The sequence below is a fragment of the Sphingobacterium sp. UBA7855 genome (genome assembly GCA_002500745.1).
In the GTDB taxonomy this organism is placed as follows: Bacteria; Bacteroidota; Bacteroidia; order Sphingobacteriales; family Sphingobacteriaceae; genus Sphingobacterium.
The window spans coordinates 191187-209836 of record DLST01000017.1; the positions used below are offsets into that span (position 1 = coordinate 191187).

Sequence of the window (18650 nt, forward strand, 5' to 3'; positions counted from 1 at the left end):
TTGAGATTCGGTTATAAGTCAATATAAATTCATTTTTTAACAAGCATCTAGCTTAAAAATAGTTAACTTTACGACCAATTGTGAAACCAACAAAAAAAATGAGTGCAGATATTATCAAACTAGAACAAATTGCATCACAGGTAAGACGTGATATCGTACGTATGGTACACGCTTGTCAATCAGGACACCCAGGTGGTTCGTTAGGTTGTACAGATTACTTTGTGGCGCTTTATTTCAATGCAATGAAACGCAATCCTTCCTTTGACATGGATGGAAAAGGAGAAGATCTATTCTTCCTGTCAAATGGACACATCTCTCCTGTATTTTATAGTACATTGGCACATGCGGGATATTTTGAAGTGAGCGAATTAGCAACGTTCAGAAAAATCAATTCCAGACTTCAGGGTCACCCAACAACACACGAGGGCCTTCCGGGCATTCGTATTGCTTCGGGATCTTTGGGCCAAGGATTATCTGTTGCAATTGGTGCCGCACAGGCAAAAAAATTGAATAAAGACAATAATCTAGTTTATGTATTAATGGGTGATGGTGAATTGCAGGAGGGCCAAGTTTGGGAAGCTGCAATGTATGCGCCACACAACAAAATAGACAATTTGATTGCTACTGTTGACTACAACAAAGCGCAAATTGACGGATCTACAGATCAAGTATTATCTCTTGGTGATCTTCGTGCAAAATGGGAAGCTTTTGGCTGGGATGTGATGGAAATTGCTAAAGGCAATGACATGAATGCTGTTGTTACAGGTTTAGCAGAAGCTAAATCACGTACAGGAAAAGGCAAACCAGTCATTATTCTGATGCATACTGAAATGGGTAGCGGTGTTGATTTTATGATGGGTTCTCACAAATGGCATGGTGTTGCGCCAAGTGACGAACAATTGGCGTCGGCGTTGAATCAGCTTACAGAAACTTTAGGAGATTACTAGAATGAAAAAATATACTTATACAGAGTCAAAAGATACACGTTCAGGATTCGGAGCGGGTTTATTGGAAGCGGGAAAGCAAGATGAAAATGTGGTTGCGTTATGTGCCGATTTGATTGGTTCATTAAAAATGAACGATTTTATTAAAGAGTTTCCAGAGCGCTTTTTCCAAATCGGTATTGCGGAAGCAAATATGATGGGTATTGCAGCCGGGTTGACTATTGGCGGTAAAATCCCATTCACGGGTACGTTTGCAAATTTCTCTACTGGCCGTGTTTACGATCAAATTCGCCAATCGATCGCATACTCTGACAAAAATGTAAAAATTGCTGCATCGCATGCGGGCTTGACATTGGGTGAAGATGGTGCAACTCACCAAATCTTAGAAGATATTGGTTTGATGAAAATGCTACCAGGAATGACGGTGATCAATCCTTGCGATTTTAATCAAACAAAAGCGGCTACTATTGCAGTAGCTAAATACGAAGGTCCAGTTTATTTGCGTTTTGGCCGTCCTGTGGTTCCTAACTTCACTCCTGCTGATCAAGAATTTGTGATCGGTAAGGCAATATTATTAAATGAAGGAACGGATGTTACGATTATTGCTACAGGTCATCTTGTATGGGAAGCTATCCAAGCTGGTGAGAAATTGGCGGAATTAGGCATTAACGCCGAAATTATCAATATCCATACTATCAAACCTTTGGATGAGGAGGCTATTTTGAAATCTGTTGCCAAAACGAAATGTGTGGTAACGGCAGAAGAGCATAATCGTCTTGGTGGTTTAGGTGATAGCGTGGCTCAGGTACTAACAAGGGAGTTACCTACTCCACAAGAGTATGTTGCTGTCAATGACAGTTTTGGGGAATCAGGTACTCCTGCTCAATTGATGGAGAAATACGGTTTGAATGCAGCGGCTATTGTTGCAGCGGCTCAAAAAGTAATCAAAAGAAAATAACAATACTACGCAGGTCAATATATGGATGACGCTTTAATTATAGCAAAATTCGCTGAAGAGAGTACGCGAGAAGAAGCTTTCCGTTTATTGTTGAAGAAATATCAACAGAAGATTTATTGGCATGTGCGAAGAATGGTCATCGATCATGACGATGCGGACGATGTTGTACAGGATATCTTTGTGAAAGTATGGAAGAATCTTGGAAACTTTCGAGAAGACTCTCAACTATATACTTGGCTCTATCGCATTGCAACAAATGAATGCATCACCTTCTTAAATAAGAAAAAACAAAAGCAGAACGTGTCGTTGGATGACGACACGACTGCTTATTTGGCTGAAACACTTGCTGATGGCAACTACTTCAACGGCGACAAAGCTCAAATGAAATTACAACAGGCACTGTTGACCTTGCCGGAGAAACAGAAATTGGTTTTCAATATGAAGTATTTTGAAGACATGAAATATGAAGAGATTTCAGAAGTTCTCGGAACAAGTGTTGGAGCGCTTAAAGCTTCATATCATTTAGCCGTCAAAAAAATTGAAGCTTTTTTTAACAACAATGATTAAACCTTTTGGCTAAATCGGGTTCTAAAAGATACTATGAAGGAAAATGGCACATATCACGATGGGCTGGAGCCTAACAATCTTCCAGCATCTTTGCGTAAAAATCCATTTGGCTTACCAGAAAATTATTTCAATGATCTAGAATCAAAAATAATTACGCAAGTCAAATTGGTTGAAAGCAAAGACACCGTCTTTGAGGTTCCAGAAGGGTATTTTGACAACCTATCTGAGACCATTATGTGTAAAATCGCGGAAAATAATTTAAAGAGTCTCGTTATTAAGGATGGTTTCGAAATTCCTGAAAATTATAGTTCGGAACTTTCAGTATCTATTCTCAGCCAAATTTCAGAAGACGCATTAAAAGAAAAAGTTTCATCTGATGGTTTTGCTATACCTTATGATTACAACCGCATCCTTGAAAATTCTATTTTTTCGCGGATAGCTGAACGTGAATTGAAGGATGCAGTTCTTACAGACGGATTTGTGGCACCAGTGGACTATGAGAAAACCCTTGAATCGACTATTTTATCGCGAATTGCTGAAGAAAAATTAAGAGAAACTGTCGGTACTACCAACTTTGATGTACCCCCACATTATTTTGAGAATCTTTCAGATAGAATTATTAACGCTGTTCAGGAGGTTGAAAAAGATGTTACACCTATCCATCGCATAGGCAAACCGAAAAAATGGTATGCTCGTTACGCTGTTGCTGCATCTTTTGCGGCGATGCTGAGTATCGGGGGATATTGGGGATATCAATATCTACCACAAGATGCTGTTGCTGGAGATGGTATCACAGAGGAGCAACTGAGCCAGCATTTATCTGAAATTCCTAAGCAAGAAATCATCAATTACCTTGCGGCTTCAGCGTCTGGTGATGATATGATATATATGTCTCAGTATACTGATGAAGCTAATCTCCCTACTAAGGGATTTGGCAGCAATTTATCTAAACAAGAAATAGAAGATTATCTAAATTATACCTTATAATGATGTTCAAGAAAAAATACATATGGATAACATTGTTCTTTAGTATATTTTCTATTGCCTTGAGCTTTGCACAAGACAAAAATCGATTTCAAGCTATAGAAAATGAAAAAATAGCTTACATTACTAAAGAACTAGGTTTGACGACAAGAGAGGCTCAGCAATTCTTCCCACTCTATAACGAGTATAGTCAGACACTTTGGGATATCAGAAAAGAAAAGTTAAGTGGTGCTCCTAAAAACAGCTTTAGAAATGGTTCGAGAGATATATTACAATACGATGCGAAGGAAGTGGAAATCAAAAAGGAATACCGGGCTAAATTTGCCAAAGTGATAGGCACCGCGCGGGCATCGCAATTTTTCGAAGTTGAGCAAGAATTTAGGGAACATCTTTACAAGTCTCTGCAGAATAGAAGAAAATAATCTTGAAAATAAAAAAGAAGTCTTAAAGACTTCTTTTTTATTTTCGGACATTTGTAAAATCATGTTAAGCAACAGAGAATTATTTTTAATGAATACTGCTCAAACATCTAGCTCCCCTAGACTGGTTGAAGTGGTAAAGGCTGAAGGTGTTTACCTTTATGGCCCCAATGGAGATGAATATATGGATTTGGTCTCCGGGTTTAATGTAAGCAATATAGGCCATCGTCATCCAAAAGTGTTGGAGGCCATAAAATCACAATTGGATAAATACTTACATGTTACCGTTTATGGTGAATTTGTGCAGGTTCCTCAAGTGCAGTTTGCAACGGAATTACTCGCTGAGCTCCCTGCTCATTTTCAATCTGTTTACTTCACTAACAGCGGAACTGAAGCGGTAGAGGGTTCCATGAAAGTAGCGAAGAAATATACTGGCCGGAGGCAGATTATCGCTGCAAAAAAAGCCTATCATGGCAGCACACAGGGTGCACTCAGTCTGATCGGAAACGACGAGTATCGTCACGCCTATGCTCCTCTCCTACCCGAAATAGATTTTATCGAGTTTAATGAGCTGGAAGACCTAACAAAGATTACGGAACAAACTGCTGCTGTTATACTCGAAGCTATTCAGGGGGAAGCTGGTGTTCGGGTACCAGACATCGCTTATATGCAAGCCGTCAGAAAACGCTGTGATGAAACTGGTGCCTTACTGATCTTTGATGAGATTCAAACTGGTTTCGGCCGGACAGGCCGTCTTTTCGCTTTTGAACATTTTGGTATTGTTCCGGATATCTTGATGCTCGCCAAAGGTATAGGTGGCGGTATGCCTTTGGGTGCTTTTGTTGCAGCAAAGGAAGTGATGGATGTTATTAAAGATCATCCTATGCTTGGGCACATCACCACTTTTGGTGGCCACCCTGTGAGTTGCGCCGCGGCTCGCGCTTCGTTAGCGGTCATCAAAACAGAAAATTTAGTTGAGCAGGTAGAGCGCAAAGCTCTTTTATTCAAAGAAAAGCTCAATCACCCTGCGATCAAAGAAATTCGCGGATTAGGTCTTATGATGTGTCTTCAACTGCACTCTTTTGATCAGGTTTACAATGTGAGCAAGTTCTGTGCTGAGAATGGGGTAATGATTGATTGGTATCTGCATTGTGAAACAGCCCTGCGTGTAGCTCCGCCATTGACGATTACCGAACTTGAAATCGAAAAAGCGTGTAACATCCTTATAAAAGGTTTGGAAAAGTATGCTTAAAAGTATGTAACTTTAAACATAATAAATCCTCATAATAAACAAAAACCTAATAATGAATACGAACCGCAGATCATTTATCAAGAAAAGTATCCTTGGCACCGGTCTTTTGAGTAGCGCCAGTTTACTAGGAAACGAAGTTTTCGCCCATGAATCAACAGCCAGTGCGTCAAAAATAAGTTTAAATAATGACGACATTATTTTATTTCAGGGCGACTCCATTACAGATGTGGGTCGGGATAGGAATAACAGGAATGCCAATGACACTGGTGCGTTGGGTCACGGTTACGCTTTATTGGCTGCTAGTCAACTTTTAAATAAATATCCAGCAAAGAATCTCAAAGTTTATAACACAGGGATCAGTGGCAACCGTGTACCGGACCTACAGAAGCGTTGGCAGGAAGACACATTGGCCATTAAACCAACCGTATTGAGTATTCTGATTGGTGTAAACGACTTCTGGCGCACGATTGATCGGGGAGCAAAAACTACAGTTGATGAATATAAATCCCAATATCAACAGTTATTGCAGGAGACGCTACAAAAGCTTCCAAATGTCAAACTCATCATTGGAGAGCCCTTTGCTGTCAAAGGGGTGGGCCATATTACTGATGCTTGGTATCCAAAGTTCTTGGCTTATCAAGAATCTGCCCGTGATATAGCAAAAGAATTTGGGGGGATCTTAATTCCCTATCAAAAAATATTTGATAATGCTCAAAAGAATGCTCCTGGCGCCTACTGGGCAGCAGATGGTGTTCACCCTACACTTGCTGGCGCACAGATGATGGCATCGGCATGGATGGAATGCATTAAATAAAAATGGCGAGCGGATAGCGTACTGCACATTCGCTCGCTATTTTTAACAGACGACACAATTGCCTATTGTTTATTTTCAAGTTTAAATCTCTTTGTATTGCGTTTTTTGCAGATCGGGAAGAAAATAAGCTACGATACCGATCAAGGGAAGATAAGAGCATAAGTGATAAATAAACTCGACAGAAGTGTGATCTGCCTGCCAACCTAGCACAGCTGATCCTATTCCGCCCATTCCAAATGCAAAGCCGTAAAATAAACCTGAAACCATGCCTAGTTTTTTCGGCAATAGCTCCTGTGCATAAACAATAATCGCTGGAAAAGCTGATGATAAAATTAATCCGATCATGACGATCAATATCCCTGTCATAGTAAGTCCGACATACGGTAATGCCAATGCAAATGGTGCAACGCCCAATACAGAAAACCAGATAACATATTTTCGGCCAAATCGATCGCCGAATGCTCCTCCAAGTAGGGTTCCCACCGCAACGGCTATCAGAAAATAAAATAGATAGACTTGTGCTTCCACTTCATTGATTCCGAATTTCTTGATGGTATAAAACTGAAAGTAATTTGTGATACTTGCGATATAGAAATATTTTGATACGATCAACAGTAGGAGGATAATCACAGTCATAACGATACGCCCATTGGGTAAATCTGGCACGCGTATCGCTCGCTTCGTCGATCTAGCTGTATTTCGAAGCTTTTCTTTATACCAACTCCCGATATAATAAGATATAAATTGGCCAATGATTGTGAATAAGCACATCCATGCGATTGCCTGCTGTCCTCTCGGTAAAATCAAAAAGGCGACAATAATTGGGGCCATAGCCGTCCCCGCATTTCCACCGATCTGAAAAATAGATTGCGCCATACTCCTTCTTCCACCTGACGCCATGTAAGCTACGCGAGACGATTCGGGATGAAAAATTGAGGATCCAACCCCCACGAGAAAGACAGAACATAAGATCCATTCATAACTGTTTGCTTTTGAAAATAAAAGCATACCAAGCAGAGAAAAAGACATTCCGATAATCTGCGAATATGGAACAGGATGTTTGTCTGTAAATGAGCCCACAACAGGCTGGAATATTGATGCTGCTATCTGATAAACCATTGTGATCATCCCAACCTGCGAAAAGCTCAGATGATGTTCTTCTTTGAGCAAGGGATATGTCGCTGGTATCACTCCCTGAATCATGTCATTCAAAAGGTGCACCATGCTTACGGCAAATAAAATTGAAAAGATAGGTCTACTCGATTTTTCTTGTATCATGACGTTGTTTAAAAATTAAAAAGGTTGGTTTTCGCAAACCAACCCAAATTATCTCCATGTAATAAATTATAATACGCGGACCAACAATCCTTTCAGATATTCTCCTTCGGGAAAAGAGGCGCGCACAGGATGGTCTTCAGGTTGATGGAACTGTCTGATGAACTGAATTTCTTTACCTGCGTCCAACGCTGCCCAAGCAAGCACTTGTTTGAAGGTATCCATATCCATCGCGCCTGAACAAGAAAATGTTGCTAACAAACCACCACTATTTAACAACATCAAACCGCGGCGGTTGAGATCTTTGTAGGCTCGAGATGCTCTTTCCAAGGCTGATCGTGATGGTGCATACTTAGGCGGGTCCAAGACTATCATATCAAATTTTTCCCCCGCATCGATAAATTTGCGTAATTGCTTATTTACATCCGCCAATATTGCTCTATGCCGACTGGGTTCAAATCCATTTTCAATAATATTCTTTTCCAGGGTTTCAATAGCCAGCGCAGAGCTATCTACGGAAATTACTTCTGATGCTCCGTTTTTCAGGCTATTCAATGTAAAGCCACCCGAATAGCAAAAACAATCCAGGACTCGCTTATTCGAAACGTAGTTGGCTGTGAGCTGACGGTTTTCTCGTTGATCGCAATAGAATCCGGATTTTTGTCCATCAATAATGTTCACCTTATAATGGATACCATTTTCGACAACGTCAACAAATTCTGGTGGAAGTTCTCCATACAAAAGCCCATTGGTATCGGGTAGTCCCTCATGTTCACGGGATTTCAGATCGCTACGTTCATAAATTCCCTTCGGCTGCAGCAGAACATTCAATTCATCGATAATAATTGATTTAACTTTCTCAAGCCCAACGGAGTGAACCTGGATAGATATAAAATCTGCATATTTATCTGCAATAAGTCCAGGAAGAAAATCTGCTTCAGCAAAGATTAAACGAACAGTATTCGTCACATCTTTCTGCAATAGATGCTGTCGTGCCGCAATAGCCTTTTGGACGCGTGAACGCCACCACGCTGCGTCAATCTGCGTTTGAGGATTCCATTCCAATAAACGAATGGCTACGCGCGAGCTATTGTGAAATAGACCATAGGCAATAAATTCACGTTCAGCATTGTAAACACCAACAACTTCGCCATCTTCAATTTTATCGGACAATGATTTAATTGCTCCAGAAAATACCCAAGGATGCAATTGCCACGCAGCTTTATCCTTACCCTTATTCAAATAAACTGATTTCATTACTGCAAAATTAACGTATTAATTCGACATCGTGACGAAACTTTCTGGATAAACATCGCTCTTTCTAAACAGGTCGTACTTTTTTTAAATTATTCCTTACGTATAAAAGAACCGCTATTTGTTAATGAAAGCAAAAAGGGCTCCTAAAGGAGCCCTCACGATTAATTATGGTTGATTAGATATTTTTTAAATGCTTCGAAATCGACTTTTAAAGGTTCAGCTAACTTTTCCCTTCCTTGCAAATCTTCTGCTCCTTTAGGCAGAACTATCTTTTCAAACACATCTGCAGCGATTGCATCAGGGAATTTGCAGGGATGAGCAGTAGATAAGAAAACCGAAGCATAGTGACCAGGATATTCATTTGCATAAGCACGAGCGCCAAGCCATGCAATTGCTGTATGTGGACAGGCGATATAGTTCGATTCTTCAAATAACTTCTGCATTCCTCTTTCTGTTTCTTCGTCTGTAAAAGTATAGGAAGATAACATACTTTTTAATTCGTTCACATCTCCTCCAAAGATATCCTGTATACGAACCCAGTTGCTCGGGTTTCCAACATCCATCGCATTGCTCAATGTTTGTACTGAAGGCAGGGGTTCATATAAACCTGATGAAAGGAATCTGGGTACGGTATCATTAACATTTGTTGCCGCAACAAAATGTTTGACAGGCAACCCCATTTTATATGCTAATAGGCCTGCCCCAATATTACCAAAATTACCGCTCGGCACTGTAAATACGACCTCATTGATTCCTTGCGACTTCAATTGCGCGTACGCATAGAAGTAATAGAATGTCTGGGGTATTAATCGTGCTATATTTATTGAATTGGCTGAAGTCAAGCGTAAGACGGCATTTAGTTCGGAATCATTAAAAGCCTGTTTCACTAATGCCTGGCAGTCGTCAAATGTACCTTCCACTTCAATTGCACGAATGTTTTGTCCATTTGTAGTCAATTGCAATTCCTGAACCTCGGACACTTTACCTTTGGGGTATAAGATGGTTACGCGCGTTCCCTCAACACCCAAAAATCCCAAGGCAACAGCTCCACCAGTATCACCAGAGGTCGCAACAAGCACATCCAGTAATTTGTCATCCGTCTGCGAAAAATACCCCATTACTCTGCTCATAAATCGAGCCCCAAAATCCTTAAAGGCGTAAGAAGGCCCATGGAAAAGTTCGAGCACAGCTGTGTTGTCGGTCAAAAATTTTACGGGAGCATCAAAGTTAATCGCGTCGTTCACGATTTGCTTTAAATCTTCTTTGGGAATATCATCCCCCAAGAGCGTGTAAGCGACTTCAAATGCAATCTCCTGTAAAGAATGCTGCTGAATATTCTTAATAAATAATGGATCCAATTGAGGGATCGCTTCCGGCATATACAATCCTTTGTCTGCTGGTAGCGAATTGAAGACCGCATCTTTAAAGGAAACTTTTAATGTTTTATTATTTGTGCTATAAAATTTCATATGTAATATTCTTTTTTTAAACGCCATATGAAACATCCTGTTTTAATTTAAATTGATATTTTCACATGGATATTTCACTTTGTTATCTTTTTAAGCGTTAAAATATGGATTGACCTTAGATTCGATAGGCCTCTATGCTGTAAATAACTTCTGATCTAATATTCGGGGACCTTCTACATTAACACGAGAAACATATCCAAAACTATCAATTTCGTTTTCTTTGAGATGAGTCTGAATTTTGTCTGCGATATCCTCTGCTATTTTCTCGTCTCGCGTTATTGCCACAACTGATGGTCCGGAGCCAGAAATACCAAAACTTAAGGCACCGTGTTTTAGAGCAATCTCTTTCATTTCATAAAATTGGGGGATTAAAATAGCTCGGGTCGGTTCGATAAGAACATCTTTCATGCTTCGTGCAATAAGATCATAATCTTCTTTGAACAAAGCAGCTACCAATCCCGCGATATTACCCCACTGGGTGACGGCGTCTTTTAACAGTACTTTATCCTTAATAAGTTGCCTAGCATCGCGTGTGGGAACATCGACCTGTGGAAAAACGACTGCAGCGACAAGTTCTTTAGGAGAAGGTATAGATATCACATCCAAAGGCTCATTTCCCCGAATTAACGTTATGCCTCCATAGAGTGCCGGGGCCACATTATCAGCATGCCCCGTACCACAGGCCAAGCGCTCGCCTTCGACACAGAATGGCAATAATTCCTCTTTTGTCAAGGGGTTACCCAGCATAGTATTGATGGCAAAAAGCCCTGCCACGGTGCTGGCTGCGCTAGAACCTAATCCCGATCCGATAGGCATATGTTTATGTAATTCAATTTCCACACCGACCTTTGAAGAAATATTCAGCGCCTGTAATAAATACTGGACACAGGCAGAAACGGTATTTTTACCTGGATCGAGCGGCAATCTTCCATCGTCGCCTGTAATTTTACGAATAGTTACACCGGGTTGTGCTGTGCGTCGCATAACTACCTCGTCGCCTGGCGCCTCAACCGCAAAGCCCAGTATGTCAAAACCACAGATCATATTGGCGACAGTTGCAGGTGCAAAGACACGAACTTCGGACAGCATGCTGTCTAAATTTATAATCTTATCTTTCAGATATTCTACATTTAAATTATTAGCCATCACGTAATTGTTATTTTCCTTGAATCGTATTTATGCTCCAACATTGACCAAATCGGCAAATACACCAGCAGCTGTTACCTCCGCCCCAGCCCCCGGACCTTTTACTACTAAAGGACGTTCTTTATAGCGCTCTGTTGTAAATGATATAATATTGTCACTACCCGATAATGCATAGAAAGGATGGTTTTCATCAACGAACTGAATCGCAATGGATACTTTTCCATTTTCCAATTTTCCGATGTAGCGTATTACTTTATTTTCATCTTCCGCTTTCTGCTTCATGGCTTCGAAATAATCATTTTCGCGCTGCAATTCTTCGTAAAACGCATTTACGGAATCAGCTTTCAAACATGCCGGCGGAAGTATTGAACCTAGGTCTACGTCCTCGGCTTCGACAGGATATCCGGCATCCCTAGCTAATATGAGCATTTTACGCATAAAATCAATACCGCCTAAGTCATCCCTTGGATCTGGTTCAGTATATCCTAGTTCCTGTGCTTGTTTAACAACATCATAAAAAGAAGCATCAGCTTTAAAATTGTTGAAGATATACGAGATTGTTCCAGATAAAATAGCTTCTATCTTGACGATGCGATCACCACTCAACATCAAGTCTTTGAGTACGCGGACGATTGGTAGTCCGGCGCCTACATTTGTTTCATAAAAAAAGTCTACACCGTGACGATGAGCGGTATCGCGGAGTGTTTTATATTGCTCATACTTACCTGAGTTCGCAATTTTATTGCAGGTAACGATCGAAATATTGGATTTAAAGATATCTTCATAATAGGTTGCCGGTAATTTGCTCGCGGTATTATCTATAAAAACACAATTGGGCAGATTGAGTGCCTTCATCCGGTCGATAAACAGGGCCAAGTCTGATTCATTTCCATTTTTGTCGAGTTCATTAGACCAATTAGTTAAATCAACACCTTCGGTATTAAAAAGCATCTTACGGCTATTCGAAATTCCGACGACTTTAATTTCGATATCATTTTTATCCAGTAGGAAATCATGTTGATTTTCCAACTGTTTAAATAAAGTTGCGCCGATGTTACCCGTACCGATATTAAACACATGAAGGGTTTTCTTTAGTTCAGCAAAAAAAGCGTCGTGTACAGCGTTAAGTGCCTTCGACAGGTCTTCCTTACCTATAATAACAGATATATTGTATTCAGATGAGCCCTGTGCTATAGCGCGAACATTAATGCCATTCCTTCCTAGCGCAGCAAATAATCGACCGGACATACCAGGTGTCTTTTTCATATTTTCGCCAACGATGGCTAAGACTGAAAGGTTATCTTCAATCGCTGGCACGATGAGTTTATTGGCCTGGATCTCTAATTCAAACTCCACTTCGATCAATTGTATCGCGCGTTTGGCATCAGATGGGTTTACAGCAAATGTGATGCTATGTTCGGAAGATGACTGTGTAATTAACACAACATTGATTTGCTCTCTAGCCAATAAGGTAAAAAGCCTTCCACTAAAGCCCGACTTGCCGATCATACCTGAACCACTTAGATTGATAACCGAAATATCCGATATAGAGGAAATTCCTTTTATTGGTAGCGCTGTTTTGCCGCTATCAAACTGAATGACGGTTCCGGAAAAATCAGGCTCAAAGGTATTTCTAATCACAATCGGAATTTTCTTTAAGAAAGCAGGGATCATGGTAGGAGGATAAATCACCTTAGCACCAAAGTAAGACAATTCCATGGCCTCGGTATATGATAAAACAGGTAATGAAAAAGCTTTTTTTACAATGCGGGGATCTGCTGTCAACATGCCATTTACGTCTGTCCAAATTTCAATGGCTGCCGCGTCTAATATGGATCCGAAGATAGCGGCTGTATAATCTGAACCGCCTCTTCCTAAAGTGGTAATACGCCCGTTTTCATTACTACCGATAAAACCCGTCACAAACAATAATTTATCGCCATGTGATATATATAGTGATTTCACCAATTGCTCGGTCAATGTTTCATTTAAATGCGCATTGCCAAAGTTCGAATCAGTTTTCACGTAATGAGAAGCATCCACAAATAAAGATTCTGGTATATATTGTTCCATCACTTTAGATACCATATAATTCGAACAGCGCTCGCCGTAGCTTAAGATTAAATCTTTGCTTTGATAGCTCAGCTCTTTTAGTGCAAAAATTCCTTGAAGAAGGTCTTCTATTTCATTAAAAAATAATTTCAGCTTCGTAAATACAGGATTTTGATATTTTACAGCCAGAAGTTCCTTCACTACGGCAAAATGTCTATCTTCCAGGGATTTCAGTCCCTCTGAAAAGGATTTTCCTTCTGCAGCGTCCTCAGCTAACTGAGTGAGCAAATTTGTCACACCCGACATAGCTGACAACACAACCAATGGTTTTTCCTTTGCATCATACGATTTTTTTACGATGCCTAGGACTGCCTTTAGGCTTTCTACAGTACCGACTGATGTACCTCCAAATTTTAAGACTTTCATGCTACTTTATACTGTTTGTTTAGATTGATGATTTTTGCGATAAAAAAGAAGCGCTTTCCTGTTTTGAGGAAAGCGCTTCTAAATATTGTGTCTACAATTATATACAATGAAACTACTTCCTCCTGAGTTTTATCCCGGTGGTAATAATAATCGACGTAATAATTGAAGTGGTGTTCATTGCTTTTAATTATGTTTTGTAAATATAGAACAAATATTAACACTTTACCAAAGAAAATTAATATTTTTTTTAAGATTCACAACAACACCCTCATTGAGGTGGTATTTTATCATCATGTAAGCATGTGGAAATCGCCTAAGTGCCACTCTTGATAAATACGGGAACTCATCAGATAAAATCGTTCTCAACAGGTATAAATACATCCTTGAAGATGTTAAAATTGTTAAAATTTCGTTAAATACGTGAAAATAAATTTGACCTTGAACTGTTATTGTATTATATTCGCAACAGTGCTGTCCAAAATAGATGACAGTATTCAATTTTTAAAAGTTAAATGTTGTACAAAAAAGCGATTTAATGAAAACAAAGAAATTTATAGCGTCAATGCTATTTATCGGCTTATGTCTAGTGTCGCAGGCACAAACCAACAGAAACTCCAAACCAGAATCAGATCCTGACAACTTAGCGAAGGAATACTTTTCACAAATCATGGGAGTTGCAGTATCAGCAACAACAAACACCAAACTTTATCAATTTGTTTATGAATGGCTAGGTACTCCTTACCGTTTAGGAGGAGATTCAAAGAGAGGCATTGATTGTTCAAAATTTTCTTACGAATTATACGACAAAGTGTTCAACACATCGCTGGGGTATAATAGCAGAAATCAGTACTCTCAAGTAAAAACTGTCGAGAAGAATCAGCTTAAAGCTGGTGATTTGGTATTCTTCAAAATAAGAAGTAGAAGTATTACCCATGTAGGGGTTTATATCGGAGATAATAAATTTGCACATGCATCTTCTAGTAAAGGTGTCATGATCAGCAACCTAGATGAGCCATACTGGCGACGTTATTATTACAACGGAGGTCGCTTACCAGAAGATAATAGAACGCTTACTGCGGAGATAATCAAAGCAGAGAAAGATAATAAATTGAATTAATTAGAGTAGATTCACTCGCAGAAAGTCCAAAGCGTTTACTCGTTTTGGACTTTTTTTATACAATATAATATCCTATTTTTACCCAATAATCATTGGAAATACTATTATGTCTTCAAAGAAAACGCTTATCTTAAATAAAGAACAAATAAAACAAAAATCTATTCGGATTGCCTATCAAATATTGGAAGACAATTTTGAAGATGAAACGCTTGTATTGGTAGGTATTGCTGACCGGGGCTATGTATTTGCTCAACGTCTTCAAGCAATTTTGCAGGACATTTCGGACAAAGAGATTCTATTGATTAAGGTTACAATGAACAAGACCAGCAGGTCATTGAGCGCAAACACAGACTTAGCTGTTGACATCGCAAAAGACAAGACTATTATCCTTGTGGACGATGTACTCAATAGTGGCAGGGCACTAGCTTATGGGCTAGGGGTATTTTTGAATGTACCGCTAAAAAAAATGAGAACTGCTGTATTAATTGATAGAAGCCACCATAAGTTCCCAATATTTAGCGATTACTATGGTACAAAGCTTTCCACGATATTACGGGAACACGTCACTGTTACGCTCGAAGAATTTGACAATGAAGAGGATGCAGCATGGTTAATTTAAACCATGCTATTATTTTTTTGAGACTTTTAATTTCATACCTGGTTTTATCCGGCTGCCGCTCAAATTGTTTTCACTTTTAAGCCGCCCCACTGAAGTACCATTTTTATCTGCAATCTCAGATAATGTATCGCCTTTCTTTACGACATAGTAGGCTGTACGTACGGTATTGGCTACATGCTGCTGGCTTTTCTTTGCAGATCGTTCTGTATTACGGGCTAATTTTGCATTTACAAAATCATCCTCCTTCTTTATTAGTAGGTTTTGACCAGGAACAATTTGATTACCGCGCAGATTATTCCACGATTTTATATCCTGAACTGTCACGTCAAACTTATCAGCAATGGTAGCGAATGTTTCGCCAACTTTCACTTTATACTTTCCGTTGAGTAGGGTCTGCACTAGGTTTTCATTTTGGATTGCATTTGAAGGGGCCACTGGCGTATTGAGTGCTGCATATAACTCTTCTATAGCGATTTTCTTGTCGATTACAGGTAAAACTAACCGCAACGGGGCATCCTCGGTACCATTTAATACATTCTTCTTAAAACTAGGATTTAATGCGCGTAATGTTTCTTTGGACACCTGTAATGCATCTGCTATTTGGCTCAATGAAATTCGTTTATTGATATCCAAGATCTGCGTTCTTAATGAAAGTTCGGTATCTGCCGCATTGATATTATTTTCATCTGCATACTTCATCGCGTAGGTCATAGCGATAAATTTAGGGATATAGTTTTGAGTTTGTTGTGTCAAATAAGGTGCAACATCCCAAAAAGTTGCCTTATCCTTTCCTGAGCGTTGAATTGCGCGGCTAACAGCTCCTTTACCACCATTATAGGATGCTATTGCTAGTAGCCAATCGCCATATTCCTCATAGGCTTCTTTTAAAATCTTTGCGATTGCATAGCTGGAAGCGATCGGATCCATACGCTGGTCGGTATAACTGTCTACAGTTAGGTGATAAGTTTTGGCTTCATAATACATTAGCTGCCATAAACCTGTCGCTCCTGCACTGGAAATATCGCGCGGATTTAGGGATGATTCAACTACACTTAGGTATTTAAGTTCGCGTGGTACGCCTACCTCATCCAAAATTTTATCAAACAATGGAAAATAGTATTGTCCTAATCCCATCATTCTACACATATAAGGATTATAATTGTCTGAGGTGTATTTCGCCACGAGTTCTTTTACTCGAGGAGAGTAGTCTAGCGGGACCTCCCGTTCTATTGCCTTCAATTTCCGAACCAGCTGTATATCTTCATCTGTTATTTCCGAATGCTGCTGTCCGTTATTCCCCGTAGATTTTATACTATCTAGGTATTGGTAAATCTCCTGTTTTTCCTTTTCGATGCTTTTTTGAAAGAAGTTTTGTGCTGCTTCTTTCATACCTTCTACAGCGCTTTCTTGGGCCTTAAGCGGTAGCACAAAGCATACCCCTCCGAGTAATGAAATTAACGCCTGTTTTCCGATCATAAATTTACTGTTAAATCCGAGTTTGATTGATCTACTGAAAAATCAACAATAATCTAAACGCTTAGAAATGGGTTTTAGTATAAAAATGGTTTTCGCCCTATTGAGCTTTAGGTCGAGTATAAAACAAAATACGATTTTGCTCCTCGCAAAATCGTATCCATGCTATATGGGATCTAAACTTCCCCTATTTATTATCTTCTACCTCAGTTTTTTTCTCTGTTGGAGAGTCCTCTTTTTGGCCATCTTTAAATTCCTTAACGCCCTTACCCAACCCGCGCATCAATTCGGGAATCTTCTTGCCACCAAATAATAGTAACAATATTACTACAATGACAATTAACTCTTGCCCCCCGATTCCCATGATTAATAATGATGTTGACATAACTATAATTTCTTGTTTTTCAATTCTTTTAAACTAAATTTCTCGCTCTCCTTACAAATGTAAGGATAATTATTAAATATAGTAATTATTTCTTATCTAGCCAACCATGACATCGGGTTGAGTGGTGTCGTTCCTTGTAATACAGAAAACTCTACCATCGGAACCCCAGTATCTGAGTCGACGTCAGCTGTTCCTATGGTTTGACCTGTGCTTATTTTTTGTCCTTTTGAAACACTTACACCTGCCAAATTCATATACACTGTGAAGTATTCCCCATGTTTAATCATGACAATACGCTGCCCCATCATTGAAACTATACTTAACACTTCTCCATTAAATACTGCTTTCACAGCTGCACCGCTCGAGGTTTGTATTTTAACCGTCTCATGATCCCAATTGACATTTCTACCCACACTTTCTGAACCAAACTCTTGCATAACCTTCGCATTGGAAACAGGCCAAGGTAAACTACCGCGATTAGATCTAAAATCATTCGAAAGCTTAACAGCTTCCGGTGTGCTACGTAAGACTTCAGAATCTGATTTTCGCGCGGTATTGCTGCTTTTTGAACTTGCGGCATTTTTATTTTTTGTATTCGTTGTAGGCTCATTTGCTTTACGGTTTCGCTCAGCTGCAGCTTCAGCCGCACGGCGCGCAGCTTCAGCCCGGCGACGTTCAGCCTCAATTTCCCTTCTAATGATTTCCTTAATGGCTGCATTGATACGACGCTCCTCTTTTTGTTTTTGCGTAATATCTTTTTTCACGCCACGCTCTGTAACGATCAATTCACTTAATTGCCCTGAATAAACGGATCTTTGTTGCGATATGGTTCTCTTCTCATTTTCCTGCTCTTTCATTAAAGCAACCTGTTTGTTGCGGTCAGCTTGCAACTGAGCAATTTTCTGTTCGATCTGCTTCTTGGTATTTTCGATGTCAGCTGCTTTCAGCTTTCTAGAATCGTTGAATTGTTGTAAATACTTTACTCTTCTAAACCCTTGATTGAAATCTTTCGATGCAAAAATAAACATCAATTTATTGTATGCATTCCGATTTCTGAAAGCAAACATAACCATTTTCTCATAGTCACGTTTCATCTTCTCCAATTCGGCCTTTAATTTACTCACTGCAGCCGTGTTGGCATTAATATGTCTATTAATTACAGCTACTTCGGAAGTAATGGTATTTATCTTCTGCTCGCGCAAATTAATCTGCTTACTCAATGCTGTCACTTGTTGTTGGGTCAATGATTTTTCTTTTGCAATTTCTTTGACCGTATTTTGTAATTCAGCAATTTCACGATTGAGCTTTTCACGTTGCTTTTCAAGTTCAGCTCGAGTTTGTGCCGATGAAATCCCAATCATGAATAGGAAAACAGCTATACCAAGTATTGTCTTTTTAAACTTCATTTACAGTACTATTTTGTTGTGTTTGCCATCTTTCTAACTTATGACTTCATATCTACTTTAGCAAACTAATTGCGAAAGTAATAAATC

At 39.5% G+C, this 18650-nt stretch carries 17 protein-coding genes; 9 read left to right on the plus strand and 8 right to left on the minus strand.

The features are described 5' to 3' along the window. Positions 1-98 precede the first annotated feature (98 nt). From B2107_RS16050 to B2107_RS16080, 7 genes are all read left to right on the plus strand, one after another. A complete protein-coding gene (locus B2107_RS16050) occupies positions 99-947 on the plus strand; it encodes a transketolase (RefSeq protein ID WP_293956668.1) in 849 nt (282 codons plus the stop codon). A 1-nt stretch (position 948) separates the two neighbouring features. Continuing rightward, entirely contained in the window at positions 949-1902 is a 954-nt protein-coding gene (locus B2107_RS16055; RefSeq protein ID WP_293956669.1) for a transketolase family protein, read from the plus strand. Between the two features lie 21 nt (positions 1903-1923). Beyond that, positions 1924-2469, plus strand: a complete 546-nt coding sequence (locus B2107_RS16060) for an RNA polymerase sigma factor (protein ID WP_046671841.1) — start codon at positions 1924-1926, stop codon at positions 2467-2469. Positions 2470-2502: 33 nt separating this feature from the next. After that, positions 2503-3456: a hypothetical protein gene (locus tag B2107_RS16065; protein WP_293956670.1), complete on the plus strand. Its 954-nt coding sequence runs from the start codon at positions 2503-2505 to the stop codon at positions 3454-3456. Then, the gene (locus B2107_RS16070) at positions 3456-3875 is read left to right on the plus strand and encodes a hypothetical protein (RefSeq protein ID WP_293956671.1); all 420 of its coding nucleotides are present in this window, start codon (positions 3456-3458) and stop codon (positions 3873-3875) included. The genes B2107_RS16065 and B2107_RS16070 overlap by 1 nt, the downstream gene beginning before the upstream one ends. A 61-nt stretch (positions 3876-3936) precedes the next feature. After that, entirely contained in the window at positions 3937-5124 is a 1188-nt protein-coding gene (locus B2107_RS16075; RefSeq protein ID WP_293956672.1) for an aspartate aminotransferase family protein, read from the plus strand. A 52-nt stretch (positions 5125-5176) separates the two neighbouring features. Then, on the plus strand, positions 5177-5938 hold the full coding sequence (locus tag B2107_RS16080) for an SGNH/GDSL hydrolase family protein (RefSeq protein ID WP_293956673.1): 762 nt from the start codon (positions 5177-5179) through the stop codon (positions 5936-5938). 81 nt (positions 5939-6019) lie between these two features. Here the strand turns inward: B2107_RS16080 and B2107_RS16085 are convergent, their stop codons facing one another. From B2107_RS16085 to thrA, 5 genes are all read right to left on the minus strand, one after another. Further along, positions 6020-7216, minus strand: coding sequence for an MFS transporter (locus B2107_RS16085; RefSeq protein ID WP_293956674.1), 1197 nt, complete (start codon positions 7214-7216; stop codon positions 6020-6022). Between the two features lie 66 nt (positions 7217-7282). Then, positions 7283-8470, minus strand: coding sequence for a class I SAM-dependent rRNA methyltransferase (locus B2107_RS16090; RefSeq protein ID WP_293956675.1), 1188 nt, complete (start codon positions 8468-8470; stop codon positions 7283-7285). A 161-nt stretch (positions 8471-8631) separates the two neighbouring features. Beyond that, positions 8632-9939: a threonine synthase gene (gene thrC / locus B2107_RS16095; RefSeq protein ID WP_293956676.1), complete on the minus strand. Its 1308-nt coding sequence runs from the start codon at positions 9937-9939 to the stop codon at positions 8632-8634. Between the two features lie 132 nt (positions 9940-10071). Beyond that, positions 10072-11028 carry a homoserine kinase gene (locus B2107_RS16100; RefSeq protein ID WP_293956738.1) on the minus strand — a complete coding sequence of 319 codons (957 nt, stop codon included), beginning with the start codon at positions 11026-11028 and terminating at the stop codon, positions 10072-10074. A gap of 87 nt (positions 11029-11115) precedes the next feature. Next, the gene (gene thrA, locus B2107_RS16105) at positions 11116-13563 is read right to left on the minus strand and encodes a bifunctional aspartate kinase/homoserine dehydrogenase I (protein WP_293956677.1); all 2448 of its coding nucleotides are present in this window, start codon (positions 13561-13563) and stop codon (positions 11116-11118) included. Between the two features lie 535 nt (positions 13564-14098). On the opposite strand from thrA, the gene B2107_RS16110 reads away from it, so the two are divergent. Both B2107_RS16110 and B2107_RS16115 read left to right on the plus strand, forming a co-directional pair. Then, the gene (locus B2107_RS16110) at positions 14099-14680 is read left to right on the plus strand and encodes a C40 family peptidase (RefSeq protein ID WP_293956679.1); all 582 of its coding nucleotides are present in this window, start codon (positions 14099-14101) and stop codon (positions 14678-14680) included. A 106-nt stretch (positions 14681-14786) separates the two neighbouring features. Continuing rightward, positions 14787-15299 carry a phosphoribosyltransferase family protein gene (locus B2107_RS16115; protein WP_293956680.1) on the plus strand — a complete coding sequence of 171 codons (513 nt, stop codon included), beginning with the start codon at positions 14787-14789 and terminating at the stop codon, positions 15297-15299. Between the two features lie 9 nt (positions 15300-15308). On the opposite strand, the gene B2107_RS16120 is transcribed toward B2107_RS16115, so the two are convergent. The 3 genes from B2107_RS16120 to B2107_RS16130 form a co-directional block, all read right to left on the minus strand. Then, on the minus strand, positions 15309-16775 hold the full coding sequence (locus tag B2107_RS16120) for a LysM peptidoglycan-binding domain-containing protein (RefSeq protein ID WP_293956681.1): 1467 nt from the start codon (positions 16773-16775) through the stop codon (positions 15309-15311). Between the two features lie 184 nt (positions 16776-16959). Next, a complete protein-coding gene (gene tatA, locus B2107_RS16125; RefSeq protein WP_209581473.1) occupies positions 16960-17157 on the minus strand; it encodes a twin-arginine translocase TatA/TatE family subunit in 198 nt (65 codons plus the stop codon). Between the two features lie 92 nt (positions 17158-17249). Further along, a complete protein-coding gene (locus B2107_RS16130; RefSeq protein WP_293956683.1) occupies positions 17250-18563 on the minus strand; it encodes a murein hydrolase activator EnvC family protein in 1314 nt (437 codons plus the stop codon). Positions 18564-18650 lie beyond the last annotated feature (87 nt).

Excerpts from the sequence above, each read along its gene's own strand:
- B2107_RS16065 (WP_293956670.1), top strand. The coding sequence starts at position 2,503 with ATGAAGGAAAATGGCACATATCACGATGGGCTGGAGCCTAACAATCTT.
- B2107_RS16130 (WP_293956683.1), bottom strand. The coding sequence starts at position 18,563 with ATGAAGTTTAAAAAGACAATACTTGGTATAGCTGTTTTCCTATTCATG.
- B2107_RS16090 (WP_293956675.1), bottom strand. The coding sequence starts at position 8,470 with ATGAAATCAGTTTATTTGAATAAGGGTAAGGATAAAGCTGCGTGGCAA.
- B2107_RS16080 (WP_293956673.1), top strand. The coding sequence starts at position 5,177 with ATGAATACGAACCGCAGATCATTTATCAAGAAAAGTATCCTTGGCACC.
- B2107_RS16115 (WP_293956680.1), top strand. The coding sequence starts at position 14,787 with ATGTCTTCAAAGAAAACGCTTATCTTAAATAAAGAACAAATAAAACAA.
- thrC (WP_293956676.1), bottom strand. The coding sequence starts at position 9,939 with ATGAAATTTTATAGCACAAATAATAAAACATTAAAAGTTTCCTTTAAA.
- thrA (WP_293956677.1), bottom strand. The coding sequence starts at position 13,563 with ATGAAAGTCTTAAAATTTGGAGGTACATCAGTCGGTACTGTAGAAAGC.
- B2107_RS16085 (WP_293956674.1), bottom strand. The coding sequence starts at position 7,216 with ATGATACAAGAAAAATCGAGTAGACCTATCTTTTCAATTTTATTTGCC.
- B2107_RS16110 (WP_293956679.1), top strand. The coding sequence starts at position 14,099 with ATGAAAACAAAGAAATTTATAGCGTCAATGCTATTTATCGGCTTATGT.
- B2107_RS16070 (WP_293956671.1), top strand. The coding sequence starts at position 3,456 with ATGATGTTCAAGAAAAAATACATATGGATAACATTGTTCTTTAGTATA.
- B2107_RS16100 (WP_293956738.1), bottom strand. The coding sequence starts at position 11,028 with ATGCTGTCCGAAGTTCGTGTCTTTGCACCTGCAACTGTCGCCAATATG.
- B2107_RS16075 (WP_293956672.1), top strand. The coding sequence starts at position 3,937 with ATGTTAAGCAACAGAGAATTATTTTTAATGAATACTGCTCAAACATCT.
- B2107_RS16120 (WP_293956681.1), bottom strand. The coding sequence starts at position 16,775 with ATGATCGGAAAACAGGCGTTAATTTCATTACTCGGAGGGGTATGCTTT.
- B2107_RS16060 (WP_046671841.1), top strand. The coding sequence starts at position 1,924 with ATGGATGACGCTTTAATTATAGCAAAATTCGCTGAAGAGAGTACGCGA.
- tatA (WP_209581473.1), bottom strand. The coding sequence starts at position 17,157 with ATGTCAACATCATTATTAATCATGGGAATCGGGGGGCAAGAGTTAATT.
- B2107_RS16055 (WP_293956669.1), top strand. The coding sequence starts at position 949 with ATGAAAAAATATACTTATACAGAGTCAAAAGATACACGTTCAGGATTC.
- B2107_RS16050 (WP_293956668.1), top strand. The coding sequence starts at position 99 with ATGAGTGCAGATATTATCAAACTAGAACAAATTGCATCACAGGTAAGA.